This window comes from Paractinoplanes deccanensis (genome assembly GCF_016862115.1).
In the GTDB taxonomy this organism is placed as follows: Bacteria; Actinomycetota; Actinomycetes; order Mycobacteriales; family Micromonosporaceae; genus Actinoplanes; species Actinoplanes deccanensis.
This window is the reverse complement of record NZ_BOMI01000021.1, coordinates 114032-133734: the sequence shown is the minus strand read 5'-3', so window position 1 is coordinate 133734 and position 19703 is coordinate 114032. Positions and strand designations below refer to the sequence as shown.

At 73.4% G+C, this 19703-nt stretch carries 19 protein-coding genes; 13 read left to right on the top strand and 6 right to left on the bottom strand.

Annotated features, from left to right (window positions below; genetic code table 11):
* The first annotated feature begins 46 nt into the window (after positions 1 to 46).
* A complete protein-coding gene (locus Ade02nite_RS06960) occupies positions 47 to 2554 on the top strand; it encodes a X2-like carbohydrate binding domain-containing protein (RefSeq protein ID WP_239168588.1) in 2508 nt (835 codons plus the stop codon).
* 333 nt (positions 2555 to 2887) lie between these two features.
* Complete coding sequence (locus Ade02nite_RS06955) at positions 2888 to 3910, top strand: glycoside hydrolase family 11 protein (protein WP_203760688.1); 1023 nt, start codon at positions 2888 to 2890, stop codon at positions 3908 to 3910.
* An 836-nt stretch (positions 3911 to 4746) separates the two neighbouring features.
* Here Ade02nite_RS06955 and Ade02nite_RS06950 read toward each other — a convergent pair.
* The 4 genes from Ade02nite_RS06950 to Ade02nite_RS06935 form a co-directional block, all read right to left on the bottom strand.
* Positions 4747 to 4929: a hypothetical protein gene (locus tag Ade02nite_RS06950; protein WP_203760687.1), complete on the bottom strand. Its 183-nt coding sequence runs from the start codon at positions 4927 to 4929 to the stop codon at positions 4747 to 4749.
* A gap of 23 nt (positions 4930 to 4952) precedes the next feature.
* Positions 4953 to 5141: a helix-turn-helix domain-containing protein gene (locus Ade02nite_RS49115; protein ID WP_498370397.1), complete on the bottom strand. Its 189-nt coding sequence runs from the start codon at positions 5139 to 5141 to the stop codon at positions 4953 to 4955.
* Between the two features lie 94 nt (positions 5142 to 5235).
* Complete coding sequence (locus Ade02nite_RS06940; RefSeq protein WP_203760686.1) at positions 5236 to 6030, bottom strand: hypothetical protein; 795 nt, start codon at positions 6028 to 6030, stop codon at positions 5236 to 5238.
* Complete coding sequence (locus Ade02nite_RS06935; RefSeq protein ID WP_203760792.1) at positions 6027 to 6218, bottom strand: hypothetical protein; 192 nt, start codon at positions 6216 to 6218, stop codon at positions 6027 to 6029. Before Ade02nite_RS06935 ends, Ade02nite_RS06940 begins: the two co-directional genes overlap by 4 nt.
* A gap of 300 nt (positions 6219 to 6518) precedes the next feature.
* Here Ade02nite_RS06935 and Ade02nite_RS06930 point away from each other — a divergent pair, with 300 nt between their 5' ends.
* The 5 genes from Ade02nite_RS06930 to Ade02nite_RS06910 all read left to right on the top strand — a co-directional run bounded on the left by Ade02nite_RS06930 (position 6519) and on the right by Ade02nite_RS06910 (position 11502).
* Complete coding sequence (locus Ade02nite_RS06930; protein ID WP_203760685.1) at positions 6519 to 7535, top strand: methyltransferase; 1017 nt, start codon at positions 6519 to 6521, stop codon at positions 7533 to 7535.
* 62 nt (positions 7536 to 7597) lie between these two features.
* Positions 7598 to 8455, top strand: coding sequence for a VOC family protein (locus tag Ade02nite_RS06925; RefSeq protein WP_203760684.1), 858 nt, complete (start codon positions 7598 to 7600; stop codon positions 8453 to 8455).
* Positions 8456 to 8457: 2 nt separating this feature from the next.
* On the top strand, positions 8458 to 10056 hold the full coding sequence (locus Ade02nite_RS06920) for an aminotransferase class I/II-fold pyridoxal phosphate-dependent enzyme (protein WP_203760683.1): 1599 nt from the start codon (positions 8458 to 8460) through the stop codon (positions 10054 to 10056).
* Positions 10040 to 11002, top strand: coding sequence for a TIGR03619 family F420-dependent LLM class oxidoreductase (locus Ade02nite_RS06915; RefSeq protein ID WP_203760682.1), 963 nt, complete (start codon positions 10040 to 10042; stop codon positions 11000 to 11002). Before Ade02nite_RS06920 ends, Ade02nite_RS06915 begins: the two co-directional genes overlap by 17 nt.
* 50 nt (positions 11003 to 11052) lie before the next feature.
* Positions 11053 to 11502, top strand: coding sequence for an ester cyclase (locus Ade02nite_RS06910; RefSeq protein ID WP_203760681.1), 450 nt, complete (start codon positions 11053 to 11055; stop codon positions 11500 to 11502).
* A gap of 59 nt (positions 11503 to 11561) precedes the next feature.
* On the opposite strand, the gene Ade02nite_RS06905 is transcribed toward Ade02nite_RS06910, so the two are convergent.
* Positions 11562 to 11924 (bottom strand): VOC family protein, encoded by a 363-nt coding sequence (locus Ade02nite_RS06905; protein ID WP_203760680.1) that lies wholly within the window; start codon positions 11922 to 11924, stop codon positions 11562 to 11564.
* A 115-nt stretch (positions 11925 to 12039) separates the two neighbouring features.
* Between Ade02nite_RS06905 and Ade02nite_RS06900 the strand changes: the two genes are divergently transcribed.
* The 3 genes from Ade02nite_RS06900 (at position 12040) to Ade02nite_RS06890 (ending at position 14985) form a co-directional block, all read left to right on the top strand.
* A complete protein-coding gene (locus tag Ade02nite_RS06900) occupies positions 12040 to 12741 on the top strand; it encodes a VOC family protein (protein WP_203760679.1) in 702 nt (233 codons plus the stop codon).
* The gene (locus Ade02nite_RS06895; RefSeq protein ID WP_203760678.1) at positions 12738 to 14264 is read left to right on the top strand and encodes an aminotransferase class I/II-fold pyridoxal phosphate-dependent enzyme; all 1527 of its coding nucleotides are present in this window, start codon (positions 12738 to 12740) and stop codon (positions 14262 to 14264) included. Before Ade02nite_RS06900 ends, Ade02nite_RS06895 begins: the two co-directional genes overlap by 4 nt.
* 136 nt (positions 14265 to 14400) lie before the next feature.
* Positions 14401 to 14985: a hypothetical protein gene (locus Ade02nite_RS06890; protein ID WP_203760677.1), complete on the top strand. Its 585-nt coding sequence runs from the start codon at positions 14401 to 14403 to the stop codon at positions 14983 to 14985.
* Here Ade02nite_RS06890 and Ade02nite_RS06885 read toward each other — a convergent pair.
* Complete coding sequence (locus tag Ade02nite_RS06885; protein ID WP_203760676.1) at positions 14919 to 15635, bottom strand: MerR family transcriptional regulator; 717 nt, start codon at positions 15633 to 15635, stop codon at positions 14919 to 14921. The two genes, Ade02nite_RS06890 and Ade02nite_RS06885, sit on opposite strands and share 67 nt — an antisense overlap.
* 203 nt (positions 15636 to 15838) lie before the next feature.
* Here Ade02nite_RS06885 and Ade02nite_RS06880 point away from each other — a divergent pair, with 203 nt between their 5' ends.
* From Ade02nite_RS06880 to Ade02nite_RS06870, 3 genes are read left to right on the top strand one after another with little or no spacing between them, the layout of a single operon-like run.
* Positions 15839 to 16810 carry a DUF1702 family protein gene (locus Ade02nite_RS06880; RefSeq protein WP_203760675.1) on the top strand — a complete coding sequence of 324 codons (972 nt, stop codon included), beginning with the start codon at positions 15839 to 15841 and terminating at the stop codon, positions 16808 to 16810.
* Positions 16807 to 18699 carry a CRTAC1 family protein gene (locus Ade02nite_RS06875; RefSeq protein ID WP_203760674.1) on the top strand — a complete coding sequence of 631 codons (1893 nt, stop codon included), beginning with the start codon at positions 16807 to 16809 and terminating at the stop codon, positions 18697 to 18699. The genes Ade02nite_RS06880 and Ade02nite_RS06875 overlap by 4 nt, the downstream gene beginning before the upstream one ends.
* A gap of 37 nt (positions 18700 to 18736) precedes the next feature.
* Positions 18737 to 19693: an enediyne biosynthesis protein UnbU gene (locus tag Ade02nite_RS06870; protein WP_203760673.1), complete on the top strand. Its 957-nt coding sequence runs from the start codon at positions 18737 to 18739 to the stop codon at positions 19691 to 19693.
* Positions 19694 to 19703: the final 10 nt, after the last annotated feature.

The window sequence follows — 19703 nt, the reverse complement described above, 5'->3', positions numbered from 1 at the left end:
GTCGCACTCTCTGCCCGCCTTCCTGCCCTGACCAGGGGGTTTCTCTGTGAGTTCCCGTTCCGCCGCCGTCCTCGGCGCGACGATGCTCTTGGCTTTGACCGCGAGCGCTTCGACCGCGAGCGCTTCGACCGCGAGCGCTTCGACCGCGAGCGCCTCCGCGGCGCAGGCCGCCACCGGCCCCAAACCGAGCCCGCCGCCCGGCGCCGCCGCCCGGCCCGCTCCGGCCGTCGCGGCGGCCGAGGCGCCGTCCGCCTCGGCTCCCGACCCCTGGGCCGTCAAGCCCTACATGGGCTGGAGCAGCTACAGCATGCAGGTCTACTCGGGCAACGGTAAGTGGATCACCGCCGACCAGCTCATCAAGCAGTCGGACGCGATGAAGGCCAAGCTCCAGCGGTACGGCTACAACTACATCAACGTGGACGCCGGCTGGAACGACGGCGTCGACGCCAACGGCCGCCCGAAGCCCAGCACCACCCTCTACCCGCAGGGCCTGCAGAAGGTCATCGACCACGTCCACGCGAACGGCCAGAAGTTCGGGCTCTACATGATCCCGGGCATCTCCCCCGCCGTGTACGAGGCGAGCCTGCCGATCGCCGGCGCGCCCGGCTGCACCACGCACGACATCGTCAAGCAGCCGATCCAGCAGGCCGACTACTGGAAGATCGGCTACCGCATCGACTTCTCGAACCCTTGCTCGCAGAAGTACATCAACTCGATCGTCGGCCTCTTCGCCGAGTGGGGCGTCAACTTCGTCAAGTTCGACAGCGTCACGCCCGGCTCCGGCATCAGCGACCTGTCGCTCGACGCTCGCGACGACGTGGCCGCCTGGTCGTCCGCGCTGAAGAAGCACAAGATCTGGTTCGAGCTCTCCTGGGCGCTCGACCCCCAGTACGCCGGCTTCTGGCGGTCCAAGGCGAACGGCTGGCGCATCGACTGGGACGTCGAGTGCTACTGCGCCGGCGAGGCACTCACCCAGTGGCAGAACATCGCCCGCCTCTTCCCCGACCTGGCCACCTGGTGGCGCCACGGCGGCAACGGCGGCTGGAACGACCTCGACTCGCTCAACGTCGGCAACGGCTCCATGGACGGCCTGACCCAGGACGAGCGGCGCACGGCGATGACCCTGTGGGCGATCTCCGCGGCTCCCCTCTATCTCGGCAACGACCTGACCAAGCTCGACTCGTACGGGCTGAGCCTGCTCACCAACCCCGAGGTGATCGCGGTCGACCAGGCCGGCACCCCGGCGCGCCCGGTCAACGCGACGTCGCAGCAGCCGACCTGGTACGCGCTGAACGCCGACGGCAGCTACACCGTCGCGCTGTTCAACCTGGGCCGCACCGACAAGGACATCACGGTGAACTGGTCGGACATCGGCCTGACCGGCGCCGCCTCGGTCCGCGACCTGTGGGCCCGCAAGGACCTCGGCCGCTTCCCCACCGGCTTCACCGCCGCGACGGTGCCGATCCACGGCGTACGCCTGCTCAAGATCACGCCGCAGGCGGGCGCCAAGGTCGCCGTGAACGACGACGCCCTGCGCGTCGGCTACCAGGGTGACTGGGCGCGCAACGGCGGCAAGGAGGTCGCCGCCACCGCGCAGCCGCTGGAGCTGACGGTCACCGACACCGGCACCCCCGCCCCGCCGTCGACGAGCGGCCCGGTCCGCACGATCGTCCACGACAACACCGACACCGGCATCGCGTACGCGGGCACGTGGTCGCAGAGCACCGGCCGTGGCCTCGGCGACTACAACGACAACGTGCACTACACCGAGCGCAACGGCGACTCGTTCCAGTACACGTTCACGGGCACCGGCGTCTCGTACGTGACCGAGATGGACAGCTCGCAGGGCGAGGTCGACGTCTACCTCGACGGCCAGTTCATCAAGACCGTGAACACCGGCCGTGAACAGGGCCAGCCCCGCCTCGCGCAGCAGGCCGTGTTCACCGTGAACGACCTGCCGAACGGCAGCCACACGCTGATGGCCGTGAAGAAGTCGGGCTCGTTCATGCTGCTCGACCGGATCGACGTGATGCAGCCGAGCCTGCTCGACCCGCCGACCGCCTCGTTCGACCGCAAGGCCCCGGCGGACGTCCGGGTCGAGCTGCTGCGCGACGGCACCGAGTTCACCGGCGTCACCCACAACGGCAAGGCACTGGTACGGGGAACCGACTACACCCTGTCGGGCTCGACCGTGACGCTGCGCGCGCCGTACCTGTCCACCCTCCCGGCCGGCAAGGCCCAGCTGGACTTCGCCTTCCGCGGCGACCACCTCGACGACGTCCACGCGACCACGGCCAACGGCGACGCGGTTTCCTACACCTTCACCGGAACCGGCGTCGACTGGATCACCGCGACCGCCCCCGACCAGGGCCTGGTCGACATCTACATCGACGGCGTGCGGGTCAAGCGCGTCGACGCCCACGGCGCCACCCGCGCCACCCAGCAGACCCTCTTCAGCACGTCGGGTCTCAAGAACAAGCAACACACGTTCAAGGCAGTCAAGGTCACCGGCAACGTGATGCGCAGCGACGTCATCCGCTACACCACACGCTGACCTTCCACCCAGCACCACCCCGAGTCGGGCGCCGGCGGTCCATCCGCCGGCGCCCGACGTCGTTTTGCCACGTCAGACCGCCGTCAACAGAGCGAAACTATTCGTAAGTTTCGGTTCCGAATTAAGCTCCCCGATCGTCGCACACCGAACGCCAGCTCCCCTGGTCTTCCCGTCGCCGTGCTGGCCAAACGAGCCGATGATCGTGTTCGGTATTTCCGCGATGTTTCCGGAAGTTGTTGACAAGCTCGCGTCCCGGGGGCCACCATCTCTCGCAACGACGGACTTCAATGTCCGTCTTGTCCCCCGTCAGCCCCTCCACGAGGAGGACGCACCATGACCGCAGATCTCGCCCCTTCCCCGCGCCGCGGGCGCGGCCGTCTCCGCCTGCTAGTCAGCGCCGCGTGCGCCGTCGTGGTGGCGGTCTCCGGCGTGACGCTGGCCGGCGCCGCCCACGCCGAGGCCGACCGGACCGTCAGCTCGAACGCCACCGGCACGCACAACGGCTACTACTTCTCGTTCTGGAAGGACAGCGGCAACGCGAGCATGACCCTGCGCGCCGATGGCCGGTACACCAGCAGCTGGGACCGCAGCACCAACAACTGGGTGGGCGGCAAGGGCTGGGCCACCGGCACCCGCCGGACGGTCACCTACTCGGGCACCTACAACCCGGGCAACAACAACACCTATCTCGCCCTGTACGGCTGGACGCGCAACCCGCTCATCGAGTACTACATCGTCGAGAACTTCGGCAGCTACAACCCGAGCAGCGGCGCCCAGCGGCTCGGCACGGTCACCACCGACGGCGGCACGTACGACATCCTGCGCAGCCAGCGGGTCAACCAGCCGTCGATCGACGGCACCGCCACGTTCTACCAGTACTGGAGCGTCCGCCAGCAGAAGCGCAGCTCCGGCACCATCACCACGGCCAACCACTTCGACGCGTGGGCCCGCGCCGGCCTGAACCTCGGCAGCAGCTGGGCCTACCAGATCATGGCCACCGAGGGCTACCAGAGCAGCGGCAGCTCCGACATCACCGTCCGCGAGGGCGGCGGCACCACCCCCACCACCCCGACCACCCCGAACCCGGGCGGCGGCAACTGCACCGCGACCATCTCCGCCGGCCAGCAGTTCGGCGACCGCTTCAACCTCAACATCGCCGTCAGCGGCACCAACTCCTGGATCGTCTCCCTGGGCCTGAACGGCGGCCAGAGCATCCAGAACAGCTGGAACGCCTCGGTCTCCGGCACCACCGGAACCGTGACCGCCCGCCCGAACGGCAGCGGCAACAACTTCGGCGTCACCATCATGGCCAACGGCAACTGGACCTGGCCCACCATCACCTGCCGAACAAGCTGACCCACCCCTCCACAGCGGCGCGGCGGTCCCCACCGCCGCGCCGCTTCAATGCCCTGACACCGAAGCCGGCCATCCAGATCCGCGCAGGACTCCGACCGCCTACCCTTGACCTGGCCGCCGGATCCGCGCGGGCGGCCCCACCTGCCGCGGCCGCTCCGGGCCGGGATCGTCAAGGGACCAGAGGGCGCTGCCGACGCCCACGTCGCGGTCCTGCGCTCACCCCACGAAGCGCCGCCCAGGTCCCCACCACCCGGCGGACTGGCGCCATCAGTCCGTGACTGTTCGAGGGCGGACGTGGCCGGAGCCCGCGCGGTCGGCATCCCAGCTCTGCTCGTCACCCGTTAACTTTGATCGTCCCCAGCCCGGGGGACTCAGTCGCTCGGTCCGTCTTGCTGCTCCTGTCGCACCCATGATCCGGGGGGTGTTGTCGCCGGCCGGGTGGCGTCGGCGAGACCGCTGACAGGGACCCGGCCACCGTTCGGGGTAGGTCTCTTCGTAACGTGGCTGCCGGCAGTCCGACGCTCAGACACGGCGGCCGAGCCCATGACGGGACATCGCGCGGCGCCCTGCCGGTCGCGGTCGCCCGCGCCGCGGGCGTCACCGCTCTGGACGCCCAGACCGTCGTGGTCCCGGGTTTCATCGCTGCGGAGACGATCCTTCCCTCGACTCGCCGACAGTCTTCACGGCCTCCTACGCCGCGACGCCCTACCAGCACAAACCGGTAGAAAAGCTGGCGCGCGCCGCCTGACAGCATCCATAGGGACCCCCGGCACTCCGGCCGGCCCGCACCTGCGGGACGCGGTCACCACCACCCCGCGCGGAGGCAGCCGAGCTTCTCAGCCCAAAGCGGCGGCAACCTTCGCCGCCGCCTCGGTGACCGCTCGGCCGATGCCTCGGTGTCGGCGTTGACGTGGACGACGGCCAAGGCTGCCCGCGCCGCGCGCCGCGGTGTCGTGGGGTGGGATGCTGACGACCGTGACGGCCTCGTCGCCGGCGCGCACCACCAGGAACGCTGTCATGCCCAGCTCGGCGGCGAGCGCCGTCAGGCGGGGCGTGGCGGCCGACTGAAGGTCGCTGCGGACGGCTCGGCCAGGCCGGAGACGCCGAGGCCGTTGCGGCCGAGCGAGTCGCGTTCGACGAGCTGGTGGTCCTTTAGGGTGCGCAGCAGCCGGTAGGCGATGGACCGGTGCACGTTCAGCTCGCGGCAGATCTCCGTGATCGGCTCGGGGATGCCGGCGGCGAGGTGTCGAGAGAGCCCCCAGCATGGTGTTCGACGGTTCCGGTGACCTCGCCGTGGCTGATCCGGATGCCATATGGCAGGCCGTTCACGCCGTGATCCGCTCGTGGGCGGGCAGGAGCCCGAGGCCGATGAGGTCGTCCACCGGCTCGGCGACGCTGCACGTGCCGAACGAGGTGAAGCTGCGCCGCGCCGTCTCGCAGCCGCGCACGTCGGCGACGATGGCCTCGGTGTCGGTGCGCCGCAGGTGGGCCTCGGCGTCGGTGGGGTGGGCGGCGGCGAGCAGCACGTTGAGGAAGCCGTGGTGGTGGAAGCCGGTGGCCGGGTCGGTGTGCCGGATCGCGTGGTGCAGCCCGGCCGTGCACTTGAACGCGATGCCCCGGTCGGCGCAGGCGCGGATCGTCGCGGCCAGTTCCTGCGCGGGTGGGAACAGGTCGGCGCGGATCCCGCCGGTGCGCAGCTTCGCCCGGCAGCCGGTGCCGGCGAGCGCGTCGAGCACGTCGTCGCGGGCGTCCGTACGCGGGATCTCCACCGCCACGGGCACGTCCGGCGGCAGCACGTCGCGCGCCACTCGTACCGCCGCAAGGGCCTGCGCCGCGCCGGCCGCGACCGGTGTCTCCACCGCGGCCAACCGCAGGCCCTCGGTCTTGCCGACCTTGCCGGCCGCCGCCGGCAGGTCGTCCGCGGCGGCGATCAGCGCCAGCTCCAGGGGTGGTCCTTCCTTCTCCAGCTGTACGGCCACCGCGTCGAGATGTCGCGCGGTCACCACGAACGGCCCCACCAAGGCGGATCCGCGTGCCCGGTGCGCCGCGACGGCCACGTCCATCGGCGCGTCACCGGGCGGGAAGAGCGCCGCGTCGTCGAAGAGCCGCTCGAACATCATGCCGACCACGTCCACGCGTAGCGGCCGCTGTTCGCCGCGGTGCCCGCCTCGCCGAGGCCCAGCGGCCGGAACGTGCCCACCATGACCGCGAGCTCGTCGCACGGCCTCGGCGCGACGCTGCCCACCATGACCGCGAGCTCGTCGCACGGCCTCGGCGCGACGCTGCCCACCTGCCGGTAGTACGCCATGGGACCTCCTCAGACGGTGACGGGACGGTGATGCCGGCCGTGCGGCGGCCCCAGCGCCGGTCGATCAGCGGCTGGGCGGCGATGCGCTCACGGCGGGCGGCGCGGTGCCCTTGACGCCCAGATCGGCCGAGGAGGCGGTCGTTCGATAATCGAACACAACGACCATCTATAGATTCGGACCCTAACGGCGGTGCCGCGATCGAGACAAGCGTGCCCGTCGCGCAAGCGGGAAGAAGCGCCGCGCCGGATCGCCGCCCTACGCTCGCGGCATCCGGCGTCGCGCAGCGGGAGGGGGCCACGATGACCAGCCCAACGGCACCGGCGATGTCCGCCGCGCAGGCCCTCGCCCAGCTGCTCGTCGGCAACCAGGTGCAGCAGGCCGTCCACGTGGCGGCGCGGCTCGGCATCGCCGACCGGCTGCGGGACGGCCCGCGCGACGCCGCCGAGCTCGCCGAGCTGACCGGGGCGCATCCCGGCGCGCTGGGCCGGCTGCTTCGTGTGCTCGCCGGCCACCACATCGTCGCGGACGACGGCGCGGGCCGCTTCCGGCTCACCGCGATGGGCGAGCTGCTGCGATCGGACGACCCGCGGTCGGTGCTGCCGTTCGCCCTCTGGTCCGGCGGCGTGAGCTACCAGGCGTTCGGCGCCCTGGAGCAGAGTGTGCGCACCGGCGAGCCGGCCTTCGAGACGCTGTTCGGCCAGGAGTTCTTCGCCTACCTCGCCGAGCATCCGGAGTCCGGTGCGGTCTTCGACGAGATGATGTCGCGGCACACCGCCCCGGTCGCCGCGGCGATCGCCGGACACGGGTTCGCCGAGGCGGGCGTGGTCGTGGACGTCGGCGGCGGCCGCGGTGAGCTGATCGCCGCGGTCCTCGCCGAGCGCCCGGCGATGCGGGGCGTGCTCGTGGATCAGGCTCGCGTGCTCGACGCGGCCCGGCGGGTGTTCGCGCGCGCCGGGGTCGCCGATCGCTGCACCGCGGTGGCCGGCGACATCGCGGGGGCGCTGCCGGCCGGCGACGCGTACCTGCTGAAGAGCGTGCTGCACGGGCTGCCCGACGACGAGGCGGCGCGGGTGCTCGGTGCCTGCCGGCGCGCGATGCGCCCCGGCGGCGTGGTGCTCGTCGTCGAGTTCGTGCTGCCGCCCGGCGGCGAGCCGAGCCCGGCGCTGCTGATGGATCTGCTCATGCTCGTCGGCTGCCACGGCCGGGAACGCACGGCGGCGGAGTTCGCGGAGCTCGCCGCGGCGGCGGGCCTGCGGCTCGCCGGGATCACGGCGGCCAAGCACGGCTACCGCGTCATCGAGTGCCGCGCCGCCTGACCCGGCGTGGTTGAGCAACGGGAGAGAAGACCGGCCGCCCGGTGGCTGCCTACGGTCGCAGCATGAATCCGCGCCTGATGTTCGTCACCCTCGCCGTGCGAGATGTCGGGGAGTCCCGGCGGTTCTACGAGGGAGTGCTGGGCCTTCGCCCGCTCGGCCCGGACGCGGCCACGGTGAGCTATCCGCTCGGCCACGTCATCCTGGTGCTGCACCGCGCGGACGTCCCGGACGGGCGCGACCGCTCCGTCACGTTGACGCTGCTGGTGGACGACGTGGAGAAGACCCGGGCGGCGATGGGGCGGAACGGCGCCACGGTGAAACCCGCGCAGACCTCCCGGGCCGGCGTGATGGCGGACCTCTACGATCCGGACGGGCACTGGTTCTCGCTCTATCAGCCGTCCGCCGACGCGCTGACCTGGCCGAGCGCGCGCAAGGTCAGGGCGCTGCGGCAGGGCGGCGCGGGCACGGAGCTGCTCTATCTCTTCCTCTACGTGCGAGACCTGCACGCGACCGAGAAGTTCTACCAGGGTGGGCTCGGCCTGACTCCGGTGGAGACCACCACGTGCCACCGCGGCCTCACCGCCGTGCCGGACGGTGTGGTGAAGTACGACGCCGGTGGCGCCCTGCTGACCACGCACCACGTCGGCGACGGCGACCACGCGGCCCTGCACCGGGTCACCGCCGGGGGCACGCCCGGCGTCGCCCTCGGCTTCCACACTCCCGGCCTGGACGCGGCGGCCGCCGAGCTCTCCGCGCGAGGGCTCTCCCTCGACGGCGACCAGACGGTGCCCGGGATCGGGCGCGCCGCCGCGTTCACCGATCCCGGCGGCTACCGGTTCTTCCTCTGCGAGCCGTCCGCGCGGGCCATGTCGTCGCCGGCCGGCGAGGCGATCCGGCGCATCCTCGGCGCGGACCTCTGACCATGGACTTCAAGGATCTGCGCAGCGCGCTGACGGCCCTCGCCACCGGCGGGAGCCCGGACGAGTCCCGCAAGGCGGTCAAGGACCTCCAGGGCGCCGCCTACGCGGCGATCTCCGGCGACGAGGCGCACGAGGAGTTCCGCAAGGCGTTCGTCACGAAGGACGACTGCGAGATCGCCGAGGTGATGCGGCATCTCGCCCGTACCGCGTCGCCACCCGCGGTCTCGGTCGTGCTGTCGCTGATCCGGGACGCGGTGGGCGGCGAGCGCCACGACGCGGCGCTGCGGCTCGCGGGACTCGCGAACTATGTGGACGTCCCCTACACCTCGACCGGCGCGGAGATGACCGGCGAGGCGGAGGAGCGCTACGTCCTGGAGGTGCTGCGCGGCAAGCGGCTCTGGCGCTACGAGGTGCCCGCGGCCCGCTCCTTCGTCGGGCGCTTCGAGGAGACCATGGAGTCGCTGCTGGGCGTCAAGCACGTGCACGCGACGGTGTCCGGATCCGCGGCGCTCACCGCGGCGCTGCTCGGCCTGGGCGTGGGCCCGGGCGACGAGGTCATCGTGCCCGCCGTGACCTGGGTGGGGTGCGCCGACGCGGTGATCCTGTGCGGCGCGGTCCCGGTCATCGCCCAGGTCGACGAGACGCTGGGGCTCTCCGTCGCCGACGTGGAGCGCCTCGTCACCGGCCGCACCCGGGCCGTGATGGCCGTCAGCCTCTTCGGCGCCTCCTGCGACCTGACCGGGCTGCGGGCGCTGGCGGACCGGCACGGCATCGCCCTGATCGAGGACAACGCCCAGGCGGCCGGCGTGAGCCACCACGGCCGCCGGGTGGGCTCCATCGGTGACGCGGCGATCTTCAGCACCAAGTTCATGAAGTTCGTGGCCGCCGGCGACGGGGGCTTCCTGGCGACGAACTCGGACGCGCTCTACCAGTTCGCGGTCCTCTACACCGGTGGCCGCACGTTCCCGGCACGCAAGCGGGCGCTGGCCGTCGAGGACCGCGTCATGCCGGCGACCGGGCTGCGGATGAACGAGCTGACCGGGGCCGTGGCGCTGGCGCAGGCCGAGCGCCTCGACGATCTGCTCGGCCGCCTGCGCGAGGCGCGCGACCTCATCTTCGACCTCACCGGGCCGGCGCGCACCTACCGCCGGGTGCCCGGCCACGACCCGCGGGGCGACTCGGGCTGGATGACGCCGCTGCTGTTCCCGGACGAGAGCGCCTGCCAGACCTTCGCCAGAGCCGTCCGGACCCGGGGCATCCGGCACGTCACCACGTCGCGAGAGCTGTTCGCCGGCGGCGAGATCGAGCACTGCTACCCGGCGATGAGCACCGACCGCTACCTCCCCACGACGGGTGCTCACTGGGCGCCGGAGTTCCGCGCCATGATCGCTCACGTCGGCATCGACGCCCGTAACGATCCCTGGGCACGGGTGCCCGGCCGCGACTATCCGCCCGGTTTCGCCGACGAGAGCATGCGGCTGCTCCGGCGGATCGCCTTCGTGCAGACCAATCCCCGGCTCGAGCCCCAGCACTGCGCGGCGATAGCGCGGGCCCTCGCCGAGGCGGACGCGGAGTGCGCCGGTCATGGACCTCGGAGTTGACCTGCTGACCTCGGGGCCGCACGCCACCGAGGACACGATCGTCCGGCTGGCCGCGGAGGCGGAGGCACTGGGGTACGCGGCCGTGTGGACCCACGAGCGGCAGCTCTGCCCCACGGGCGACGTCGCGCAGCCGCCGGGCCCGCCACGGCCGTTGCCGGACTACTACCGGACGACCTACGACCCGGTCGACACGCTCGCCTTCGTCGCGGCCCTCACCAGCGGCGTCCGGCTGGGCACGAGCGTGCTGACCGCGCCACTGCACAGCCCGGTCCTGCTGGCACGCCGGCTGGCCACGCTCGACCGGCTGAGCCGCGGGCGCCTGGTCGCCGGGCTCGGCCAGGGATGGATGCGGGCGGAGTACGACGCGGAGAACGTCCCGTTCGGCGAGCGGGGCGACCGGCTCCAGGACTTCGTGGGCGCGCTGCGCGCGGCGTGGGCGCCCGACCCGGTGAGCTACGAGGGGCGCTTCTACCGGATGCCGGCCGGCCACTTCGGGCCCAAGCCGCACCAGGACGGCGGCCCGCCCCTGCTCGTCGGCGCGGCCGCACCGGCCGCCATCGACCGGGCCGCCCGCATCGCCGACGGGTTCAACCCGACGTCCATGTCGTTCGAGCGGCTCACGGCGGCGATCGGCAGGTTCCGGGCCGCCGCCGCGCGGGCCGGCCGTGACCCGGCCCGGCTGTCCATCGTGGTGCGGGCCGCGACGCCGCTGACCCTTTCCTCCCTCGGCGGCCGGCGCCCCTTCCTCGGCGGCTCGCCCGTCCAGGTCGCCGAGGACCTGCGGCGCCTCGACGAGTGGCGCGTCGATCACGTGCTCTTCACCAACGTGCGCATGCCGCCGCTGGACGAGCAGCTCCGGCTGCTCGACCGGATCAAGGTGGCCGCGGACCGCGCCGGGGCCGGGCGAGCAAGGTGGGAGAAGCCCGCCGAGCCGGTTCGTCCCTAGGCTCGGAGAACGTACGAGAACGCGAATCGGCGAGCGCAGGAGGCGCTGACATGACGCAATCGGAAGGGCAGCGAGCCAACGAACAGGCCATTCGCCGGATGACCGAGGCGTTCAACACGGGGAACACGAAACTGGTCGACGCCCTGGTCAAGCGCAAGGGCAACATCGAGAAGACGCCGATCCCCGGAACGACGAAGGACAGGCTCGGGCTCAAGCTGAAGATCCAGCATCTGCGCTCGGCGTTCCCGGACGGCGAGTTCACCATCGAGGACATGAAGTCCGAAGGCGACAAGGTCACCTTCCGCTGGCGGCTGTCCGGCACCCAGCGTGGCGAGTGGCTCGGCCAGCCCGCCACCAACCGGGCGACCACCTTCACCGGCACGGACGTGGTGACGTTCCAGAACGGCATCATGGTGGAGCACGAGTCGCTCGACGCCAAGGGCGGCATGATGGAGGCGCTCGCCGCCGCCGAACGGGAAGCGGACGAGCAGGAGCAATAGGCCCGCCACGCACCGCGACACCGGCCGGCGCGGCAACGCCGGCCGGCGCGGCGATCTCGTCAGTGCGCGGTCGGATGCCGTGGCTGGTACAGGCCGAGACGCGCGCCGCCGGGCATCGGGATCGACGTGACCAGCCCCCATCCCTCGTCGGTGATCTCGCCGGACATGTCGACGCCCTTGTCGCGCAGCTCGGCGATCGTCGCGTCGAGGTCGTCGCACAACAGGTACAGCTCGACGAGGTCGGCCAGGTCCCCGCGCGGCACGGCCTCAGCCGGATGCACGGACAGCTCGGCCGGCGGCAGCGCGAGGACGAGCCAGCCGCCTCCCGCGTCGACAGCGGACAGGCCCAGCGTGTCGCGCAGAAAGGCCCGGTCCTCGTCAGCACGAGCGCTGTACATCGTGGCATGACTTCCGATGATCATGGCGACCCCCACCTGGTGAATGGCTTGGTGTGAACGGCGTTGTCCGGACCAGCCTCGCACCTGACGGTGGCCGGCACACCCGCCACACCCGAACGAAGCAAGAGAGAAGAAGCCGGTGAGCCTTCGAGATCGACCACTGCCGTACATCTTCCTGGAGGCGCAGGGCCTGGCCGCCGAACGGGCCTACCTGGAGCAGCGGGTGGGCCTGCCGGTCATCGAGACCGACGACGATCCCGGCCACCGGCACGGCGTCGTCAAGTACGCCGCGGGACCGGTGATCCTGTCCCTCAACCTCTCCCCCGCCTCCCGCTTCCGCCTCTCCGGCTCCGACGGCCTGACCATCGTCTGCGCCGGCGGGTCGCGGCTGGTGACCGATCCGCACGGGCACCACTTCCTCCTCGGCGATCGGCCCCCGGTGGTCGCCGAGCTGCGCCTGCGGGTCACCGACCTGGCCGCGTCCGTCGCCTTCTACCGCGACGTGCTCGGCCTGCGGCAACCCGATCCGGGCACGGCCGCCTTCGCCACCGGCTCGGTGCCGATCGTCCTCACCGCGGCGCCGCTCGCCGCGGACGGCCGCCGCATCCGGCACGACACCTACCTGCTCGTCTTCCACACCCCGGACATCGACCGCACCGCGGCCGAGCTGTCCGCCGCGGGGCTGACCTTCACCGGGCGCGGCGTCGGGTCGAAGCGGATCGGCCGCACCATCCGCTTCACCGACCCGTCCGGGCACCGGTTCTGCCTCTACGAGCCGTCGGACGAGGCGCTCGGCGACCGCAGCGGCGCCACCCTCCGCCAGATCCTGATCGGCCGATGACCTCCGCCGGGGCGGTCGGCCGCCTGCTGGACCGGTGGCCGCCCGCCGACCGCATCCTGGTCGCCGGGCCGGACGCCGCCCGGCCGGCCGGCGAGCTCGCCCGGCCGGGCCGGACCGTCACCGCCTGGCCGCCGGCGCCCGGTGACCCGCGGGCGGACGCCGCCGTCTGCGCCGGGTGGCGGTGGACGAGCGGCGAGGCGGAGCACCGGCGCTTCCTGGCCGAGGTGCGCCGCCGGCTGCGGCCGGGCGGGACCTTGATCCTCGACCAGGCCGCCGCGGGGGGCGACGTCGATCCGCTGACCGGGCGAGGCGGCACGGTCCGCTACTACCACCCCACCGAGCTGGCCGGGCTGGTCCGTGCCGCGGGTTTCCGCACCGAGCACGTGGAGCTCACCGGGGCCGCGCCGGGTGCGGGGCCGCCGGGCGTGCTGGTCGCCGCCCGGGCGCTGCTCGCACCGCCCGAGGCCCTGGCCGTGACGGGCTGGGGCGCCGACGCCGGCGAGGTCCGGCTCGACCTGCGGTACGCGGACGACGAGACGGAACTGCTCGACCCGGCGCCCGGCAAGATCTGGGCGGATGTCGCCGCCGAGGCGGATCAGGTGGCCGGCCACTACCCGGTGGACGACCCGTTCGGCGGGGTGCGCGGCGCACCGGTGGTCAGCCGCTTCTTCGGCCGTCCCGTGCCGCCCGGCCAGTTGTCCTTCGGCGCCGGGGTCACCTCGCTGCTGCGCGACCTCGCCGGACTCGCCGACGGCGGGCCGGTGGTGGCGCCCGAGCACACCCATCCGGACCTCCAGGCGTGGGCCGCGTTCGCGGGCTCCGACGTCCACGTGGCCACGGCCGCGGCGCTGACGGCTCGGATCCGCGAGTGCCGGCCGGCGCTGGTGCTGCTGGACCGCCCCGGCTTCGACGCCGGCGTCCTCGCCCTCGCGGACGTCGTGCGGCTGGCCGGGGTGGCGGCGCAGACCGGCGCGGTGGTCGTGGTGGACGAGAGCGCGGCCGCCTACCTCGGCCCGGCCGGCAGCTGCGCCACAGTGGCCGCGGACACCGGCAACCTGGTCGTGCTGCGCGGGTTCACGAAGGCGTACTCCTGGGGCGGCCTGCGCGCCGGCTACGCGATCTGCTCGCCGGAGCTCGCGCCCCGGGTCCGCGAGCTGATCACCCCCATGCTGATCGGCGAGCCGGCACTGCGGGCCGCGTTGGGAGTGCTCGCCGCCGGTGACCCGCTGGCCGCGCTGCGCCGGCGCGTCCGCGAGGTGAAGCCGCCCTTCGCCCGGAAGCTCGCCGCCGGCGGCTTCGCCGTCATATCAGGGCATCCCGACATCCCGTGGGTGACGGTCGCCGACCCGGACGGCGCCGCGGGACGAGCCCTCGCCGCGCGCGGGATTCGTGGCCTGCTTCCCGCTCCGGCGCCGGTCCCGGCGCCGCCGGCACCCGGGCGGCTGCACCTGACCGTGCCGCTGTCCCGCCGGCGCATCGAGCTCTTCGACACGCTGTTCGAGGGACAGGACGACCCGGCATGAGCGTGACCCAGCGGCGCCGAGCCACCCCCGCCGGTGCCGACACCCGCCGCGCGCCCTCACCTTCACCGCCTGCAACATCGCGGTCTTCGGCGCGCTGCCGCAACTGGCCGGAGGCTCCTCCGGCCGGGTGCGGGCGGTGGCAACCGGCCTCGGCTGGCTGACGGCCGGCATGCTCACCGTCTCGGCCGCCTACGGCTTCGCCGCGGTCCTGCTCGCGGACCGGCTCCCACAGCTCTCCGAGCGCGTGACGGCCGGTGGCATGCCGGTGCGCCTGGTGCAGTCCTACGTCGTCTTCGGCCTGATCGGCGTGGCCTTCGTCGCGCTGGGCCTGAGCACCCTCGGCGTGCTGCCCGACCCCTTCGCCCGCCGGCCCCGGGCGCGGCTCGTGGTGCTCGGCGCGCTGATCGGAGGCTTCCTGATCGGCCGCCCGTACCCGCTGTTCGACAAGCTGATCGAGTATGCGGCGCAGACCGGCAATCCCCTGTACGGCGCGGGCGTGTTCATCCTCCAGTCGGCCGGCAACCTGCTGGTCGTCGCCGTGCTCGGCGGCGTCCTCGCCCTGGTCGGCCGCGGAGGCGGCCGGGCATGGCGGCCGGAGCGGGTGGCGCGGGCGGCCGGGCTCGCCCTGATCGCGCTCGGCACCTTCCTCGTCGTCTACTGGGACCTGCGGGTGCCCTCGCTCTTCGGGTACGGCTGGTTCCCGGTCATGCCCTGGAACTGAGCCGGGCCCGTCGCCGCGCCGGTCAGGCGGGGCGTCAGCAGCTCGCGCTGCGCCGCGCTCACCAGCGCCGAGCGCACCACGGCGCCGAGCACCAGGACGACCACGACGGCCTCGCGGACGGCCGGGTCGCGCTCGGGCGGCGTGCGCTGCGCGCGTGCCACGTAGGCGCGCAGCACGGCGTCGTCGCAGGCGGCGCTCGTGCGGGCCGCGGCCGCGTACTGCTCGAGCGCGGCGCCGAGGCCGGGCGCGCCGAGCAGATCGGCGACCGCGCACGCCTCGACCAGCCTGTCCAGCGGCGCGGGGCCGGCGCCGAGGGACGCGCTGACGGTCGCCTCCGCGCGCTCGCGGAGGTCGTCGCCGACGACCCGGGCGCGGCCGGCGCGCGCGGCCGCCTGGACCGTCTCGATCAGCTCGCGGGACGGCACGCGCACGTCGTCGACGGCGGCCAGGATCGCGCGTGCCGCGGTCACCGGGAAGCCGCCGACGGTCAGCAGCGTGTCGACGAGCCGCAGCCGGCGCAGGTGCCCCTCGGTGTACTCGGCCTGGTTGCGGGCGGTGACCCGCCCGGGCGGCACCAGCCCGGCCCGCAGGTAGTACTTGATCGTCGGTATCGCGATGCCGCTCCGCTCGGCCAACTGTGCCATTCGCATCGCACCCACCTGCTCGCTCGCATCGGCGCCAGGGTGTCGGCCTCATCCTACGGCGTGCGCGGGTGCCCGGACTTCTTCCCGGCGGACGCCCGAGCGCCCCGGACGGCCGGGCAGCCGGGCCGGTCCAGTCGGCTCCAGAACGTTCCAGAGTCGGTCAACCCGCTCGTGTTTGGCTGCGGTCCTGTGCTCACCGGGAGGCCGACATGACAGGAGCGAGAACGGCGCCGCACCGGCTCGGCTGGCGACGGCTGCTCGTGCTGCGCCCGGCGCTGGTCGATTTCGCGTCGCGCGGGTTCGCCACCGAGCCGGCGGCCACCCGAGCGCATCTGGAGGCGGCGGCCGGCGCGTTTCTGGACGGCTTCAACGCCGAGCTCGCCACCGGGCCGGACGACCCGCCCGACCTGGCCGCGACGCCGGCGCCACGGCGCGGGTTCGCCGCCGAGGGCGCGGCCATGGCCACCGCCCTGCTGGACGCCGCCCGTCCCACCGGGACGCGGCGCACCGAGGCACTGCACGCGGCGTACGGCGACCGGTACGCCTACCTGCTCCACGTCGGAAGCGGCTGGGCGATGGCCAAGCTGCACCGCCGGCGGCTCGGCCGGATCGGCGCGCCGGCGCCGCTGCTGCGCTGGCTGGCCTACGACGGCAAGGGGTTCTGCGAGGGGTTCTTCGCCGGGCCGGCCCGGCTCGGCCGGTGGCGGCGGCACGCCGGCCCGTGCTCGGCGGTGTGCGAGATCGAGTATCAGGGTCTGGGCCGTTCCCTCTGGTTCCGGGCGTGCGGCGACCCGGACCGGCTCGCCGGCCTGATCACGGCGATGCCGGCGCGCCATCACGGCGACCTGTGGAGCGGCGCCGGGCTGGCCGCCGCATACGCCGGTGGCGTGGACGCCGGCGCCTACGGGCTGCTGGCCGAGCGGGCGAACGACCACCGTGCGGCGCTCGCGCAGGGCGCGGCGTTCGCCGCCGAGGCCCGCCGGCTCGGCGGCGACCTGACGGAGCAGACCGATGTCGCGGTGCGCGCCCTGGCCGGTGCGGAGGCCGGCGAGGCCGCGGCGTGGACCTGGACCGCTCGGGAAGGGCTGGACGGACCGTCGGCGGGCGCGAGCACCTACCGCGAATGGCGGCGGCGCGTGCAGCGGCTGGCGGCCGCGGCCGGCGCGAAGGACGCGGCGTGAGCGCCCGGCGGGGTGGGCGGACCGCGCTGGTCGGCCTGCTCGCCGCGGGGCTGTGCGTGGGCGCCGGCTGGTTCACCCGGCTGCCGGCCGCGCCGGCCGCCGACACCGCGGCGCTGGCCGGGCGATACGGCTTCACCGTCCAGGACGTCAACGGCGATCCGCCGGGAGCGCGCACGCACCGGGTCGTGCAGCCGGCCATCCAGCACATCCAGGGCTGGATCTCCGCGGTGGGCGCCGCCGCCGGCCTGGCCGACCTCGACGGCGACGGGCTGCCCGGCGAGGCCTGCCTGGTCGACCCGCGCGACGACTCGGTCACCGTCCGGTCCACGCCGGACCGCGCCGATCGCTTCGCGGCGTTCCCGCTGACCCCGGCGGGCGTGGCGTACGACGCGCGGACCACCGCGCCGATGGGCTGCGTGCCCGCCGACCTCAACGAGGACGGTTGGACCGACGTCCTTGTGCACTTCTGGGGACGGACGCCGATCGCCTACCTGCGCCGGCCCGGCGTGCCGCTGCGGCCGGACGCCTTCCGCGCCGCCGACATCGTGCCGCGCCCCACGGAGATCTGGAACAGCACCACCGCCAACGTGGTGGACTTCGACGGCGACGGCCACCTCGACCTGTTCATCGGCAACTACTTCCCGGACGGCGCCCGGGTGCTCGACGGGACCGCCCGCGACGACCCGCACATGCGCATGCAGGACTCCATGTCGAAGGCGACGAACGCCGGCACCAACCGGATCCTGCGGCTCGCCCGGGTGGAGCGGTCCGGTGACGTGGGCGTGCCCCGCTACGACGACGCCTCGGCGGCGCTGCGCGGCGCCTCGTCCGACTCGTGGACGCTGGCCACCGGCGCGCAGGACCTGGACGGTGACGGCCTGCCCGAGCTGTACGTCGCCAACGACTTCGGGCCGGACCAGCTGCTGCACAACCGGTCGGTGCCGGGCCGGGTGGCGTTCGCCGAGCTGCGCGGCGACCGGGGCGCGAACACCCCCAAGTCCAAGCGGCTGGCCGACGACTCGTTCAAGAGCATGGGCGTCACCTTCACCGACCTGAACACCGACGGCCGGCCGGACATCGTGGTCAGCAACATCACCGTCGAGCGCGGCCTCGAGGAGAGCAACTTCGCGTTCGTCAGCACCGGCACCGGCCCGCTCGGTGACGGCCACGCGCCGTACCGCGACGACAGCGAGCCGCTCGGGCTGTCCCGCACCGGCTGGGGCTGGGACGTCAAGGCCGCCGACTTCGACGGCGACGGCACCGACGAGCTGGTGCAGGCGGTCGGCTTCGTCCGCGGCCGGGTGAACCGCTGGGCGAACCTCCAGGAGCTGGCGATGGCCAACGACGACGTGGTGCGCTTCCCGGCGGCGTGGCCCAACTTCGACGCGGACACCGACATCTCCGGCCGGGAGCGGGACCCGTTCTTCGCCCGGGACGCCGGCGGCCGCTACGTGGACATCGGGCAGCGGCTCGGCATCGTCAACCACGGTCCGAGCCGGGGCCTCGCGGTCGGCGACGTCGACCACGACGGGCGCGCCGACCTGCTGATCGCGAACCAGTGGGCCCGCTCGCAGTTCCTGCACAACACCGGCACGGCCGGCGCGCATCTGGGCCTGCGGCTGCTGCTGCCGGGCACCGGGCCCGGGGCCCGGCCGCGGCCGGCCGTCGGCGCCGCGGTCACCGTCACCCGGTCCGACGGCACGGTGCTGCGCGGCCAGCTCTACCCGGCGAACGGCCACACCGGGGTGAACGCCCCCGAGCTGCTCTTCGGGCTGGGCGCGGCGAGCGGCCCGGCGACCGTGTCGGTCGCCTGGCGCGACGCCGCCGGACGGCACACCACCACCCGCACGCTGGCGCCCGGCTGGCACGACCTGACCCTCGGCGCCTAGCGCCGCCCGGCATCGATCCGTCGCAGGAGGAACCGCGATGACCGCCTCTCAAGTTCCCGGCCGGTCCGCCAAGGGGCTCACCGCGCTACGCCGGTTCGCCGCGTCCATCACCGTCTTCACCATCGCCGGGCACGCGTTCCTCGGCTTCGAGCAGGCGTACCTGACGCCGATCGTGGCGCTGCTGGTGGCGTACCCCCTGAGCCTGGTCCTGGAGACCGTGGACGCGTGGGCGCAGCGCCGCCCGGCCCGGTACCGCGGCTCGGCCACGGCCATGGTGAACTTCCTGCTGCCCGCGCACATCGCGGCGCTCGCCTGCGCGATGCTGCTCTACGGCAACGAGCGGCTCATGCCGACGGTCTTCGCGGTGACCGTCGCGATCGGCAGCAAGTACGTGCTGCGCCTGCGGGTGGGCGGCGTGCCGCGGCACCTGTTCAACCCGAGCAACCTGGGCATCGCCGCCACGCTGCTCTGCTTCACCTGGGTGTCGATCGCGCCGCCGTACCAGTTCACCGAGAACACCGGCTCGGTGATCGACTGGGCGTTGCCGGCCGCCATCCTGGTCGCCGGCACCATGATCAACGCGAAGCTCACCGGACGGATGCCACTGATCGCCGGGTGGGTCGGCGGCTTCCTGGCGCAGGCCGTCCTGCGGGCGGCGTTCCTGCCCGACACGCTCGCCTCGACCCTGCTGGTGGTGACCGGCGTCGCCTTCATCCTGTTCACCAACTACATGATCACCGACCCGCAGACCTCGCCCTCCCGCCCGCGCGACCAGGTGCTGTTCGGGGCGGCGACGGCCGGCGTCTACGGCTTGCTGGTCGTCGCGCACATCACCTTCGGCCTGTTCTACGCGCTGACCATCGTGTGCGCCGGCCGGTTCCTGTTCACCCTCGCCCGCAAGGCCCGCCGCGAGCGGACCGAGATCACGACGCCGGACCGGCCGCCCGCGGTTGCCGCGCAGGCGCCGGAGGCCGCTGCCCGCGTCGGGGGCTAGGAGGACCAGG

What these genes read in the sequence shown, in the direction of transcription:
- Ade02nite_RS06910 (WP_203760681.1), top strand. Translation starts at nt 11,053, where the DNA reads ATGACGCAATCGGAAGGGCAGCGAGCCAACGAACAGGCCATTCGCCGG.
- Ade02nite_RS06940 (WP_203760686.1), bottom strand. Translation starts at nt 6,030, where the DNA reads ATGATGTTCGAGCGGCTCTTCGACGACGCGGCGCTCTTCCCGCCCGGT.
- Ade02nite_RS06935 (WP_203760792.1), bottom strand. Translation starts at nt 6,218, where the DNA reads ATGGCGTACTACCGGCAGGTGGGCAGCGTCGCGCCGAGGCCGTGCGAC.
- Ade02nite_RS06905 (WP_203760680.1), bottom strand. Translation starts at nt 11,924, where the DNA reads ATGATCATCGGAAGTCATGCCACGATGTACAGCGCTCGTGCTGACGAG.
- Ade02nite_RS06950 (WP_203760687.1), bottom strand. Translation starts at nt 4,929, where the DNA reads ATGACAGCGTTCCTGGTGGTGCGCGCCGGCGACGAGGCCGTCACGGTC.
- Ade02nite_RS06930 (WP_203760685.1), top strand. Translation starts at nt 6,519, where the DNA reads ATGACCAGCCCAACGGCACCGGCGATGTCCGCCGCGCAGGCCCTCGCC.
- Ade02nite_RS06925 (WP_203760684.1), top strand. Translation starts at nt 7,598, where the DNA reads ATGAATCCGCGCCTGATGTTCGTCACCCTCGCCGTGCGAGATGTCGGG.
- Ade02nite_RS06870 (WP_203760673.1), top strand. Translation starts at nt 18,737, where the DNA reads ATGACCGCCTCTCAAGTTCCCGGCCGGTCCGCCAAGGGGCTCACCGCG.
- Ade02nite_RS06880 (WP_203760675.1), top strand. Translation starts at nt 15,839, where the DNA reads ATGACAGGAGCGAGAACGGCGCCGCACCGGCTCGGCTGGCGACGGCTG.
- Ade02nite_RS06920 (WP_203760683.1), top strand. Translation starts at nt 8,458, where the DNA reads ATGGACTTCAAGGATCTGCGCAGCGCGCTGACGGCCCTCGCCACCGGC.
- Ade02nite_RS06915 (WP_203760682.1), top strand. Translation starts at nt 10,040, where the DNA reads ATGGACCTCGGAGTTGACCTGCTGACCTCGGGGCCGCACGCCACCGAG.
- Ade02nite_RS06955 (WP_203760688.1), top strand. Translation starts at nt 2,888, where the DNA reads ATGACCGCAGATCTCGCCCCTTCCCCGCGCCGCGGGCGCGGCCGTCTC.
- Ade02nite_RS06885 (WP_203760676.1), bottom strand. Translation starts at nt 15,635, where the DNA reads ATGCGAATGGCACAGTTGGCCGAGCGGAGCGGCATCGCGATACCGACG.
- Ade02nite_RS06895 (WP_203760678.1), top strand. Translation starts at nt 12,738, where the DNA reads ATGACCTCCGCCGGGGCGGTCGGCCGCCTGCTGGACCGGTGGCCGCCC.